This is a genomic window from Fulvivirga marina (assembly GCF_016775155.1).
GTDB classification, from domain to species: Bacteria; Bacteroidota; Bacteroidia; order Cytophagales; family Cyclobacteriaceae; genus Fulvivirga; species Fulvivirga marina.
In genome coordinates, this window is record NZ_JAEUGD010000006.1 from 1 (window position 1) to 12,634 (window position 12,634).

At 36.3% G+C, this 12,634-nt stretch carries 12 protein-coding genes and 1 pseudogene; 8 read left to right on the forward strand and 5 right to left on the reverse strand.

The features are described 5' to 3' along the window. Positions 1 to 720: 720 nt before the first annotated feature. On the reverse strand, positions 721 to 960 hold the full coding sequence (locus JMN32_RS03475; RefSeq protein ID WP_202854901.1) for a hypothetical protein: 240 nt from the start codon (positions 958 to 960) through the stop codon (positions 721 to 723). A gap of 395 nt (positions 961 to 1,355) precedes the next feature. Between JMN32_RS03475 and JMN32_RS27260 the strand changes: the two genes are divergently transcribed. Beyond that, positions 1,356 to 1,526 (forward strand): hypothetical protein, encoded by a 171-nt coding sequence (locus JMN32_RS27260; protein ID WP_238354339.1) that lies wholly within the window; start codon positions 1,356 to 1,358, stop codon positions 1,524 to 1,526. A 358-nt stretch (positions 1,527 to 1,884) separates the two neighbouring features. Here the strand turns inward: JMN32_RS27260 and JMN32_RS03480 are convergent, their stop codons facing one another. After that, the gene (locus JMN32_RS03480) at positions 1,885 to 2,271 is read right to left on the reverse strand and encodes a hypothetical protein (protein WP_202854902.1); all 387 of its coding nucleotides are present in this window, start codon (positions 2,269 to 2,271) and stop codon (positions 1,885 to 1,887) included. Between the two features lie 629 nt (positions 2,272 to 2,900). Between JMN32_RS03480 and JMN32_RS03485 the strand changes: the two genes are divergently transcribed. After that, on the forward strand, positions 2,901 to 3,065 hold the full coding sequence (locus JMN32_RS03485; RefSeq protein ID WP_202854903.1) for a hypothetical protein: 165 nt from the start codon (positions 2,901 to 2,903) through the stop codon (positions 3,063 to 3,065). A gap of 138 nt (positions 3,066 to 3,203) precedes the next feature. Next, on the forward strand, positions 3,204 to 4,427 hold the full coding sequence (locus JMN32_RS03490) for a tetratricopeptide repeat protein (protein ID WP_202854904.1): 1,224 nt from the start codon (positions 3,204 to 3,206) through the stop codon (positions 4,425 to 4,427). A gap of 6 nt (positions 4,428 to 4,433) precedes the next feature. Here JMN32_RS03490 and JMN32_RS03495 read toward each other — a convergent pair whose 3' ends face one another. Continuing rightward, a complete protein-coding gene (locus tag JMN32_RS03495) occupies positions 4,434 to 4,997 on the reverse strand; it encodes a helix-turn-helix domain-containing protein (RefSeq protein ID WP_202854905.1) in 564 nt (187 codons plus the stop codon). Positions 4,998 to 5,182: 185 nt separating this feature from the next. On the opposite strand from JMN32_RS03495, the gene JMN32_RS03500 reads away from it, so the two are divergent. From JMN32_RS03500 to JMN32_RS03510, 3 genes are all read left to right on the forward strand, one after another. Continuing rightward, a complete protein-coding gene (locus JMN32_RS03500; protein WP_202854906.1) occupies positions 5,183 to 5,428 on the forward strand; it encodes a hypothetical protein in 246 nt (81 codons plus the stop codon). A 192-nt stretch (positions 5,429 to 5,620) separates the two neighbouring features. Continuing rightward, positions 5,621 to 5,935, forward strand: a complete 315-nt coding sequence (locus tag JMN32_RS03505; RefSeq protein ID WP_202854907.1) for a hypothetical protein — start codon at positions 5,621 to 5,623, stop codon at positions 5,933 to 5,935. A 4-nt stretch (positions 5,936 to 5,939) separates the two neighbouring features. After that, positions 5,940 to 6,188: a hypothetical protein gene (locus JMN32_RS03510; protein ID WP_202854908.1), complete on the forward strand. Its 249-nt coding sequence runs from the start codon at positions 5,940 to 5,942 to the stop codon at positions 6,186 to 6,188. 162 nt (positions 6,189 to 6,350) lie between these two features. Here JMN32_RS03510 and JMN32_RS03515 read toward each other — a convergent pair. Further along, a pseudogene (locus JMN32_RS03515) lies at positions 6,351 to 6,563 on the reverse strand (transposase); the annotation flags it as partial. A gap of 852 nt (positions 6,564 to 7,415) precedes the next feature. On the opposite strand from JMN32_RS03515, the gene JMN32_RS03520 reads away from it, so the two are divergent. Beyond that, a complete protein-coding gene (locus JMN32_RS03520; protein WP_238354340.1) occupies positions 7,416 to 10,442 on the forward strand; it encodes a tetratricopeptide repeat protein in 3,027 nt (1,008 codons plus the stop codon). A 111-nt stretch (positions 10,443 to 10,553) separates the two neighbouring features. Here the strand turns inward: JMN32_RS03520 and JMN32_RS27475 are convergent, their stop codons facing one another. Continuing rightward, entirely contained in the window at positions 10,554 to 10,685 is a 132-nt protein-coding gene (locus JMN32_RS27475; protein WP_262896692.1) for a hypothetical protein, read from the reverse strand. A gap of 325 nt (positions 10,686 to 11,010) precedes the next feature. On the opposite strand from JMN32_RS27475, the gene JMN32_RS03525 reads away from it, so the two are divergent. After that, positions 11,011 to 12,634 (forward strand): fibronectin type III domain-containing protein (locus tag JMN32_RS03525; RefSeq protein WP_202854910.1); only part of this gene is annotated, 1,624 nt, incomplete at its 3' end.

Here is a 12,634-nt window from a genome sequence, read left to right on the forward strand (position 1 = left end):
CTGAAACAGAAGAATATAATCTCGTACTCAAGGAGTATAAAAAAATGATTGACCAGTTGCCTCAATTCGAAACTAAACACCAACATAAATAACTTACAAACAGCACGGGGACTTTGAGAGCAAATCTAGTGTATTTACCAGAAGTTCATTAATTATCTCTTTATTAGCAATCTCAACTGACTTGCCTTATTACGAACTTCCAACGTAACGTACCTGAGAGAGTCAAACATTATAATGTTCTGAATATCAACACAATACAAATCTAAGTTGATTTTAGCCAGAAAATGAGCCTTGTAAACCGGAATAGGTATTTCTTAAACCTTTAAAAAGCAGCCTTACAGAGGTAAATATAAGTGTATCGACCTAATGCTTCTGGGGCTTGTTGCTAATTGAACTAACAATAAGACTGTTATCAGTTGAAAATATTGGGATATTTCACTATATAGTATATATCTGAATCACATAAGTATGAAGGAGGTCTTATGGGTGTTATCTTGGGCCAAGACTTCCTTCTGCTTTAACTGGAACGGGTTATATAATTTTAGAATTTTATCTGGCATTTCTGGTTACCTAATTTATCTATTTCTAGATATATCGACTTGAAGGAAGCCGTTCCATGTTTGGGCTTCTTTCTGTTTTTAGTTTTTATTTGGCTAAGTGGCGTTAATAGCCATAATATTGACCTTTGTAAATCTGCCGGGTCGAAAAAATACCCCCTTTCTATTCCCAGGTTCTTGAATCTATGTATTCCTCAGCTTTTGCGAATGCAGCCTCTACGGTGGGAAAAAGCATTTTTTCATTTTTATTACAGTTAATAACCAAGCTACCAACCTTTACACCATCATTATGCATGGTTATAAATGCATTATATTGGCTGTTGTCACTCTTAGACGGTTCTACACTAATTGTGAACCTGTAGCTATTGCGCCAAATAATCTCCATATTTATTGTACTCGCCATAGTATTGAATTTAACATGGTTCATATTAAAAAACAAGAAATAATATTGGATGGGTTAATGGGCAACTGATTCTCTTTTTTGCTCAGTATTTAATTCTTCATTTGATCTCACAAGGGAGCATAAGCATGGAGCTTAATAATGCTATAAGTACTTTTTTCATCGCTGACTTTTTAGTTAAATAGTAAAATTGAGCAAAAGGCTACTCAAAAAAAATTGATGTATGATAAGAAACACTTACTGAAGAATTTCTTTTCCGATTCTACTGAGACTTTCTGTTGTAATTCCTAAATATGAGGCTATGTGGTAGTTTTGACTTCAATCTGTGGATAAGTGCTAACAAAAGATAAATACCTGTCTTTCGCAGAAAACGCAAGATTATCAAGTCCTCCTGTGAAATGGCCGAAGAATTAGGAATAAGGTGCGAACTTTTAAGGAAGATGGAACATGACCAGTGTAAAGAATGTAGTTTTTTAGGTCATGACAATCCCAATATGACTAATGAGGAAAAGGAGATTATTCGTTTAAAAAAGGAACTGAAAGAGCTCAACTGGAGCGTGATACTCTAAAAAAGGCATAAGCATCTTCTCTAAGGGAGACAACAGATATACAAATTCATAAAGACACTACATAAATTTAGCGTTGATAGTATGTGCAAAATCTTTAAAATAAGTAGAAATGGTTATTATGACTGGCTTGAGAGGAAACCATCTGAGAGAAAATTGAAGAATGAACAGATTACTACTGAGATCAAAGTGGTCCATCAGATGAGTAAGTTCAGATATAGTGGATAGCTTTGGCAGGAAATGCTTGACCATTCATTGCGGGCAATCCATTAAAGGAACGGGTGTGATGGAAAGAATGGAGCAATTCAGTCATAGATAACGTAATAATACAATTAGAGATAGTAATTTTGGCTACCTCTTTTCATTGGTCTTTATTTTGATTCAGTTTGTTCAACGTTTTGGGTAATGCAGCGTACTTTTTTACCAATGTACTTTTCTTTTCCAGTTCCTCTTCATATTTACGAAGCTGCTCTTTTAAAGCCAGCACTTCTTTTTTGGCGTTAAGCAATGCTTCTAATGTTTTGTTGGCTGCCTCTTTAGGGTTAGTTGTAGCAAGCTCCCGGTAATCTGCAACCTGGGTACCAATTTGGTCTTTATCAGTTCTCTTTAATTCATTCGCACTGAAAAATAGTTCATCCGTGGTAATACCAAAAATTTGCGCCAGTGCTGGGACATAGTTGATGGGTAATTTTCTGTGAGAGTTTTCAAATCTGGATATGGCATGCTTACCACATGTTTCACCGGTCAACTCCTGAATTTTTTAGGCAAGTTCCTCTTGAGATATTTTTTTGGGGCACGGAAACAGGAAATTTTCGCTGCTATAGTTGCGTATATTGTATTAAAATTCATGCTTTTTGAAAAAGCTGCCAATTTAGTCAACTATGATTGTTTTTTTTCTTGTTAACAGGTAACAAATATAATAAAAGCACAAGAATTGTCATGAGCCGGAAATCCATTTTAGAAAGCTATTTCTAAGCGGTATAGCGCAGAGGAGTTTAAATAAGAGATATTAAAACAGTTCACCGTAATGAGCAGTAATCAATTTGAAAATAAGTCTACTGTATATAGGGGGTATTATGAAAAGTACATATCTCCATAAACAAAAATTTGCTTCAAAATCGCACTAAATTCACCGTTTTCAATGATTTTGAGATGTTACACATCAAAGGTACCACAAAGTTGAAAAGTACGGAAAGGTAATAATTGGGTAATTATCGAGGGATATATGATTGGAAACTACTCTTCAAAGGTAATATTCATGTTATTTTTGCATTAAAAAGCTCTTAAAAACGGCTTTAATTGAACTAAATAATCGCAAGAATCTATAATGTTCACTACCTTGTAATTACTTAACAATCAATCTAAAACAAAAAACACATGAAAAAACTTATCCTATGCTTTGCTTTATTCGGTTCCGCTCTTCTTTTTAATGCTTGTTCTGATGACTATGAAGAGATCATGGATACAGGAACTGTTAACAACGATCCTAACACTGGCGGCTCCGATGATGGAGATCATATTAATGAGCCTCCGGGCAATTAATTTAAGGGTTTATCGTTGTCGTGGAAAAATATCTACATATCTTTTATATGTAATATTTTTGTGAAAAAGTCGGATTATTATCCGCCTTTTTGCATAAGTTTATATTGAGTCAGAAAAGAATGTTAAAACTTAGATTTAATGCCTAAAACCCTTCTGTTGCTAATTGTACTTATCGTAGGGAATACTGCTTTTGCTTCAAATAACTTCGATAGTCTATATAATTTTGCCAATAAGCAAGCTTCGGTTGAGCTTGCTGAGTCGAGTTTACTTGCTACCACCGAAAACAGTGAAAAGGCAAAGACATACTACCTAATAGGCTATTTATACCAATCCAAGAGTATGTACCATAATAGCTTAATTAATTACTTTTCTGCCCTAAAATTGTACAGAGACTTAGATAATCAAACGCAGTGTGCTAACCTATTAGAAAATATTGGCGTAATATTTCGTAAGGCCGGATACCATGATACAGCTATAAAGTATTATTCTCAAGCAATGGATATTAAGCTGGAGAACAATGATACATTGGGTGTTGCGTGGCTGAACTATAATATAGGTAGAGTGTACAGAATGAATAAAGATAAAGAGGCAGCAATAAATGCCTTTAATAGGTCATTAAACATATTTGAACAGCTTAATGACAATAGGAGTAAAGCGGCAACATTAAATGAAATTGGTCTTGCTTTCCAGATGGATGGATTCCATTCAAAAGCCATAGAGTATTTTGAAATGGCGATGTCAATTGTAGATGGTGAGGATAGGACAAAAAGAGAAATAAAATCGTTTAATAACATTGGTTACAGTTATTTAATACAAGGTGATTATGGTAATGCATTAAATTACCTAAAGAGGCCAATAGAAGAGAAATATCGTATTTATATATCCAACAGGGATATGGCTCTTGTTCATCAAAATGTGGGCACTATATATGATTCGCTTGGGGAAGTCACCAGTGCTATAGAACATTACAACATGGCCTTTGAGTACTCTAATCCCAATGATTTGAACCCTGAATATGTTGAACTGTGTGAGAGATTAAAAAATGCTTACAAAGGCCGCGACAACGCCAAGGCATTTGAGTTTAGTGATGAAGTTTACAAAGCAGCAAGCAAGCTTTATGCTATCAAGGAGAAATTAGATGAGTTAAATATTCAATATCAAACCGAGGCCGCTAATTACAAGCTTCAGAGGGATGAAAAACAGGCGGCTATGGAGTCCCAAAAGATCAATAACCTGATAGTCCAGGGCATTGTAAGCATTTTGGCTATGGGAATTATAATCGCGCTGTATGCTATTGCCAAGAAGAAATTTGGGGGCTTACATGATGAGATTAATAATAATGGATTAGATATCGACCCTTGATACTTGTCAGAGTTTTAAATCATCCTTTATCATATTGGCTAGCCTGTGATACTTCTGAAATGCATTAATATACTTTCCTGACGTTGTATGATACTTGTCAGTCAAGTCCATAAGTAACAGAAGGGCCTCCTTTAGCATTTCTTTGGCCATATCAGCATCTTTTGACTCTACAACGTCTTCCATCTCCCTCAGCCTTCCTTTTAGTTTCAGAATGAACTCATCTTGCTCTCTGATGTAGTGAGCAGCTTTACCTTCTATTATGTCAAGAGATACGGTATCGCTTCCGTACTTTTCAGTTTTTGATTCATCGATTAGGTTACCATTTGGGTTACCGTCAGTTTCGTCAAGTAAATCGCCAGTGCTTACGTCAAGTATCTTGGCAATTACAGCTATTATATCAAGGCTTGGTGAGCTGGTTCCTGTCTCATAATTAGATATAGTAGTCCTCCCGAAATCCTTTCCAGTTTGTTTATTTACTAGCTGCGCTAGCTTGTCTTGACTATAACCGCGCTTCTTCCGCAGTTCTTTAAGGTTCCTGCTAAATGTCAAATCGCTATATTTTTTTAACAATAAATGTCAATTATATTGACATGTCCAAAAAACTTGACTATTATTGTGCCCGTTAATAGGTAATAACAGGTAGCAAATATGAGAACTTTTGAGCAAATAAGAAAGCAGTCTAAGAAGGGCGATATCCATAGAGTGTCTGAAATAGTGGACTGTATATAGAAGATTATCAGATAATTATTCGATGTATGGATATTCTTACCATGAAAATGGAAGCCATAATGCAGAAGTTTTTTGAAGCAAATGTCGATTTCATTTGTAAGCTGACGGAACCCAAGTTAAAGGAGGAATTAAACGGTAGTCTATCTACTAATGGCACAAGGTTTCAGGGAGTTTTAGAAGCGTTAGAAGAAGAAACGAAATTGTTGAAAAGGGAAAAATCCTATTATCAATTCTGTAAGAATTTAATGATTGAGACAATGCCTATTGTATAATGACCCGGTTGATTTGGGTTTAGGTTGACGGGTCATGGGGGGTGTTGGTAGTGGCACCTCCCAAATTTCCCCAACGTGTCTAAAAAAAGAAAAATTAAAGCAATAATACCATATAATGTGTTTGAGTTCGCAGTCATCCAGTTGGAGAATGCACGTTGTCTACCCTTGGATGCCTTTTTAACCTTTTAAACTATGGAACGAAAGAAAGCCAGTTGGGAAGAATCAATTGAACGCTATAAACAACTTCTTGAGGAAGTAAAAGACCTGATCCACCATAATACGTTATTGGCGGAATACTATCAAATTACCAATAAGAAGTTTGCGTATCTCATTTATGAACATAATCTTTATGAGATTATGGACGAGTCCAATAAATTGAAGGATTACGAGAGGAACTTTCAATTTATGCACTTTAGTCTGAAAGGACAGGTAGAACAGTTAAACCATCTTCAAAAAGAGTTAACAGATTTGCTAATCAAAGACCCTTCAAATTGTCCGGATAACTGACGTTATGAGTAAAATCAAGATATACCACGACCAATACGTTTACTACCTGCTTCAGGGCGGAAATGTAGCCGTATTTAATAACCAGTTAAAAATGGTCCGTCATCAAAAGGCCCTTAAGTGGCTTACCAGTTTGAATCATGTTTTTATCCCTGAGATTCTTCCTGAAACAGAAGAATATAATCTCGTACTCAAAGAGTATAAAAAAATGATTGACCAGTTACCTCAACCCGAAACTAAACACCAACATAAATAACTTATAAACAAACAGCTAAACCCAATGAATAGTTATGTATCAGCGCGAGGGTATGGTAGTATATTTTCTACCTCCCTACTTGTTCTAATTTTCTTTTCCTGTTGAAGCAAGAACAACATTCAGTTAAGGTAACCAACAAAACGTGGTCTAAGCTCGTTATACTGCTGCCAGCTTTTTTAATTGTGCATTCTCCTCTTTTAACTGCCGAAGCTTCTTTCGTTCACTTACTCCCAGACCTCCGTACTTTTTCTTCCAGTTATAAAACGTAGCTTCACTTATACCCATTTTTTGACATGCTTCGTTGACCCTGGTTCCTGTCTCTGCCCGCTTAAGTGCAAAAACAATCTGAGATTCGGTAAATTTTGATTTCTTCATCTTTGTTGGCTTTAATTTAAGGTAACTTTTAAAGCCAATTTTCTCTAATTATCAGTGTCCGGTTTTTCAGTAAGAGGTCAATTACAGCTATGCTTTTAAAATTCAGGTTGTCCGAGAGGTAGAGAGTGGTGAATTAGGCCTGAATGCTGCTTAAAGAAAATACGGTATTCAAGAGAATGCTACAGTTAAGACTTGGTTATTAAAATATGGTAGCTTAGATTGGGATAATAAATCTCCCCTTAGTTTGGAAAAAACACTTGAACAAAAGTTATTAGAGTTGGAAGCAAAAGTCCGGTTACTAGGGAAACAAAAAACTCTCTGGAGAAGGAACTGGGGTTTACAAATAAGAAAGCTATCATCTTTGATATGATGATTGATATCGCTGAAGAACAGCTTAAAGTGCTTATCAGAAACCTATTCCAATTAAAATCTATAAAAAAATAGCATCGAGGTAGGCCCCGATGCTAAATAATTATTTATCTCTGTAAACACTGTAACGTTTATTCAAGACTAGTCACCTTTAGGGAATCCTTACATGTATGTATTTCTAAATTATTTCCACTCATTTTAGCTCCGTTTTGAAAGCAATTTGTATTTTGAGTAAATTGGTTAAAGTATAAAAGATAACCTAAATGGAAGTTATTACCAACTCGTTGATCAAATCAATAGTATCAATTCTTATTTCGGCATTAGTACCTTTAATTGCATTTAAGAAATATTTCTGATATTAATTACACTGCACTTTAGATCACTAAACAAAGAGATTCCCAAATTAGGGGTGGTATAACCTATTTTGGGTATTCTTCTATAGTTAATATTAAATCATTAAATTAATCAACCCTTAACATTAACATGAAATCCTTCACGCTGAGTTGTTTGTTGCTTTTTTCTTTTTTTCTGAGTTATAGTCAAAACCAACCTCTTATTGATTCTCTTCTTAATGTTTTGGAATCAAATATTTACCGTGAAGAAAAAGTTGATACTTACTTAAATATAGCCACAGAATACCTACTTTACGATTCTTTAAAAACGCTTGAATATGTCAATAAAGCTTTTAATGAAGCAGTGGAGGTTGGTTATGAAACCGGTAAAATAGATGCACTTAATACAAAAGCTCTTTTAAAAATTAAATTAGGGAAATACGAGCAAGCTAAGGAAATTTGTGATACAATTCTCGTGCTTTCCATGCAAGAAAACTACTCCAAAGGAAAAGCTAAAGCATATAAGGGACTGGGGGCTGTCTCTTTCTATCAAGGAGACTATCAGCAGGCATTAAATCATACTTACACAAGATTAAAAATAAATCAAGAGTTGAAAGACAGCTTGGCTATTCAAGATTGTTATTATTCTCTTGGTCTCATGTATAGAAGACAAGGCAATCATGAAAAATCATTAGAGAACCTTTTCTTATCACTCGAAATAATTAAAAAACTAGGGCTTAAAAATAATTCGGCGTCGAATTATAACAGCATAGGTCTTGTTTATATGTATAGGGGCAATCATCAATTGGCTCTGAAGTATTATTTGAAAGCCTTTGAAATTTGTGAAGAATTTGGAGACACCAAAGTAAAACCTGAGGTTCTTAATAATATAGGTGTTGTTTATGAAGAAGAGAAAAAATATGAGATGGCACTGGACTACTACCTTCGATCACTTCAAACTTTTAAAAAACTGGGAAGCAAAAGGGAAATAGCCTTAAGCTTACATAACATTGGGAATATTTATGAAAAGCAAGGCCTATATGACAAATCATTGGAATACCAATTGCAATCATTAGCATTGTTTGAAGTAACTGAAGTAAAAGTAGAAAGGACCTATCCTTTGTTGGCTATTGGCAGGGTTTATAGAAAGCAGAACTTATTGCTTGAGGCCAGGCGCTTTCTTTCCGATGCACTTCAAATTTCTCAGGAAACAGGATTCAAGCTTAATATTAAGAATGCAGCGCACCAACTCGCTCTTGTTGAAGAAGCATTGGAAAATTATAAAGCAGCATACAACTACCATGTACTTTTCAAGCAAATGTCAGATAGCTTAATCAATGAGGATAATACTGAGGCCATCACAAAGATGCAGACGGAGTATGAATTCGATCAGGAGAGAGACTCTATCCAGTTTGCTAACGAAAAAGAAAAGCTCGTTTTAAGCCAAAAGATCCAAAGTCAACAAAATAAACAATATGTCACCATTGTTGGCATCATTATCTTAATAGTACTTCTATATATTCTCTATCGTTATTATTTGTCCAAACAAAAAGCCAATAAACTATTGCAACAGCGTAATGAAGAAATAGACAGGCAGAAAAGGGAGTTAGAGTCATTAGATCATATTAAATCTCGTTTTTTTGCTAATATTTCTCATGAACTTAGAACACCTCTTACTCTAATAAGTGCGCCTATATCTAGTTTGACTAAGAGAGATTTGCCTGAAGAAGCTGTGCAAGAATTGAATTTTATCAGCAATAATACGAGTAAGCTTCAAAGTCTTGTTGATGATATTCTTCAGCTTTCCAAACTGGAATCCCATAAAATAGAAGTAAAGTCAGAAAATGTGGCAATCGCTTCATTGCTGACCCGTATATTTAGTAATTTCAGTTCGATGGCCGTGTATCTGGAAATTACTTATGAAAGTGATATTGATTTCCTTCCCGATGATTACCTGCGGATTGATGCACCTAAGCTTGAAAAAGTACTTAATAACTTGATATCCAATGCTCTTAAGTACACTCTCAGTGGTGGTTGTATACAGATGAAAGCTTATAAACAATGTGACTTGTTGTGTATCCAGGTAAAAGACACGGGAAAGGGCATTATCGAAGAAGATTTACCCTATATCTTTGATCCTTACTTCCAAAGCAAACAACCCGATGCACCTATGCAGGGTGGAACAGGTATAGGTTTGGCTCTTGCAAAAGAATATGCCGATTTAATGGGGGGAGAACTGACAGTAAAAAGTCAACAGGGTAGAGGTAGTACCTTTTCATTAACAATACCTTATGAAGAGGGGGTGGCAACGCAAATTCCCAATGTAGATACCGATGAAATTGACATGTCTGATGATGGGCTAGAGAATGATCTCCCTATTGTCAGAGAAACAGGGGATAAATATCGAGTCCTCATTGTTGAGGATCATCCGGAAATGCTACAATTTATCAAAAGTATGCTTCAGGAAAAATATGCTGTTTTTACTGCCTTTAATGGTAAGCACGCATTGATGCAATTAGAAAAAGAACCTGTTGATTTGATCATTTCTGATGTAATGATGCCAGAAATGGATGGCTTCACACTATTACAAACGATTCGAGAAGATGAGAAAAATCATAGTGTTCCTATGATCATGCTTACTGCTCTTAATGAAGAAGATCACAAGTTGAAAGCATTGAATATAGGTGTAGATGAATACTTACCAAAACCCTTTTCCCTTGATGAGTTAATGGCTAGAGTAAAAAATATGCTCTTGCGGCATGAGGTAAGAAAACAGGTATCATTAGAGGAGAAATTTGAACGGCAAGCTTTGCAAGAACGCCTGATAGGGGTGGAGGGGGCCAATAAAGGAGATTCATCCTTTATTATGCAAGTAGAAGAGTTGATTCTCGCTGAATTGGAGAACGAGGAATTTAGATTGGATAATATGGCTGAGGTCTTCCATATTGGAAAGAGACAATTTAGGCGCAGGTTGAAAAAGGTTACAGGTCTTTCCCCAAAAGAGTACCAACGTGAGGTAGCTATGCAAAAAGCCAGAAAGCTTCTTGAGGATGGGGTTTATAACAACCTTTCAGCGGTGGCTTTTTCATCGGGAATTCGAAATACCACTCGTTTTGCTCAATACTACAAGAACAGATTTGGAAAAGATCCTCGGGAATATTTTCAGGAGTTTAGATAATGAGTGTTAGTTATTGGCAATGGTATACATGTTCAATTAACGGTGGCTATTCAATACTATTATGCATAATGGTGGCCACAGTTATAAGCCGTATCGTTAGTTATCTTAAGGTCAAGGGGATAGTTCGACATTATGCTTTAATCTTCGGTTTTCCTGTTCAAACTCCTTTAGCTTGAGAAGCTCTGAAGCCTCCCATACTGTATCGCTGCTGTCTTTTATAAAATGAAGCTTGACTAATTCCATATTCATGACTGATTTCTGCTGCATCAAACCCTTTCAAACTGTAGGCTATCTACTAGGATGAAAATCTTTTCCTTTTCATAAATACAGTTCAAATTTAGGTCAATTTGTCTGCTCTNTACAGTTCAAATTTAGGTCAATTTGTCTGCTCTCAAACTGTTCTATTGGGGGGTAATTACAAAATCTATAAACTAGATTGTCCCTTTTTGAATGTCTTAGACCCTTTTTGAAAGAAAAAAGCCGCTTTTGAAAAGCGATGTCCTTAATTGCAAATCATCATTTTCTTCGTGTGTGCATCTTTAAAAAACATTTAAACCCAAAAAACACGATGAACCACAATTTGACAATAGGGCTTGCTCTATTACAAGGTAGTAGACAAACCATTAACATTCTTTTTTTAGGGAGAAGCTTGATAGGATTTGTACTAATGCTGGCATTGTCTAGCAATTTGGCTTCTCAAAGCATTCCTACAACACCTATCTTGTCCATCTCCAATACCACTGAGACACAGATAACAGTTACATGGACGGCATCAACTGCTGATGCAGGTATCAAGTATTATCATATGGAAGTTGCTGATCCCGTTTCTGGTACTACATTAATCACTCAGAACAATTTGGCCCCCAATTCTAACAGTTTCACTCTAAATGGCCAGACTAATGCCACTTACAGGTTTAAGCTAAGGGCAGAAGATAACAATGGTAATTTCTCCAATGAAGCAACCATAGATGCTACTCAGTCTGCCCAGGTTACGTCACCCACAGACCCAGTATTATCCATCTCCAATATTACGGAGACAGATATAACAATCGGATGGACGGCATCTACTGCCGGTGCCGGTATAAAGAATTACCAGTTAACAGTGACAGAATCCGGTACAGCAACGGTGATTACCAATGAGAGCAACCTGACATCAGGCACACTCAGTTATGCTTTAACAGGTCTGACACCCAATACTACTTATGATATTACCCTGAGGGCTGTGGACAACAATGATAACTTTTCTAATGATGTAACTATCAGTGCCACTACCCTTCAGGCTGGTTCCGGCAGTGGAAGTGGAGAGGTTTGCTGGAGTGCAGAAGAAAAAGCACTTTATCTCGCTATCAACGATTATAGAGCGACCAATGGTCTACCGCCTGTTCCCTTATCTCCAAAACTATCACAAGTAGCACAATTACACGCACAGGATGCAGAAGATTACCCGCCTACTTCATCTGAATGTAATGCACACTCATGGTCTTCCAATGGAAGCTGGACTGCCTGTTGTTATACAAATGACCACAGTAACGCCAATTGTATGTGGGATAAACCAGCTGAAATTACCGGTTATCAATCCCCCGGTTATGAAAATTATGCATGGACATCAGCTACCATGACAGCAACTGAGGCCTTACAGCAATGGCAAAATTCTCCTTCTCACAATGATTTGATCCTCAATATAGGCTCCTACTGGGAAAATCAAACCTGGAATGCCATGGGAATAGGCATTCGTGGGGGTACAGCTTTTCTCTGGTTTGGAGAGCTAGTAGATGGAGAAGTACATACCTCTGCAGAGACAATAACAGATTGTAGTGGTGGCTTTGTTGGTTCAGATCCACCGCAGAACCCGGATTGTATGGACATGATCTGTGACCACATTTTTATTGATAATACTGGAAATGTTGGAATAGGAAACCCAAATCCTCAAGCTTCGCTTCATGTTAAAGGTCAAACCATCACTGATTCGTTATCAGTATATACCCTAGATTTAAATAATGGATATATTGACAACGTTCACATGCTCTCAGGTTCCGTAACAGGTGCTCTTTTTCTATCCAGCAGTACTGATGCTATGCATACCATGGAGATTTATGAAGATAGCGTAATGACATACGCTGACCTACATGTGAAAGGTAAAACGATTACTGATACTTTATCGGCACAAATTATAGATGTAAAAAATGGGTACA

Excerpts from the sequence above, each read along its gene's own strand:
- JMN32_RS03505 (WP_202854907.1), top strand. The coding sequence starts at position 5,621 with ATGGAACGAAAGAAAGCCAGTTGGGAAGAATCAATTGAACGCTATAAA.
- JMN32_RS03510 (WP_202854908.1), top strand. The coding sequence starts at position 5,940 with ATGAGTAAAATCAAGATATACCACGACCAATACGTTTACTACCTGCTT.
- JMN32_RS27475 (WP_262896692.1), bottom strand. The coding sequence starts at position 10,685 with ATGGAATTAGTCAAGCTTCATTTTATAAAAGACAGCAGCGATACAGTA.
- JMN32_RS03475 (WP_202854901.1), bottom strand. The coding sequence starts at position 960 with ATGGCGAGTACAATAAATATGGAGATTATTTGGCGCAATAGCTACAGG.
- JMN32_RS03520 (WP_238354340.1), top strand. The coding sequence starts at position 7,416 with ATGAAATCCTTCACGCTGAGTTGTTTGTTGCTTTTTTCTTTTTTTCTG.
- JMN32_RS27260 (WP_238354339.1), top strand. The coding sequence starts at position 1,356 with ATGGCCGAAGAATTAGGAATAAGGTGCGAACTTTTAAGGAAGATGGAA.
- JMN32_RS03485 (WP_202854903.1), top strand. The coding sequence starts at position 2,901 with ATGAAAAAACTTATCCTATGCTTTGCTTTATTCGGTTCCGCTCTTCTT.
- JMN32_RS03490 (WP_202854904.1), top strand. The coding sequence starts at position 3,204 with ATGCCTAAAACCCTTCTGTTGCTAATTGTACTTATCGTAGGGAATACT.
- JMN32_RS03500 (WP_202854906.1), top strand. The coding sequence starts at position 5,183 with ATGGATATTCTTACCATGAAAATGGAAGCCATAATGCAGAAGTTTTTT.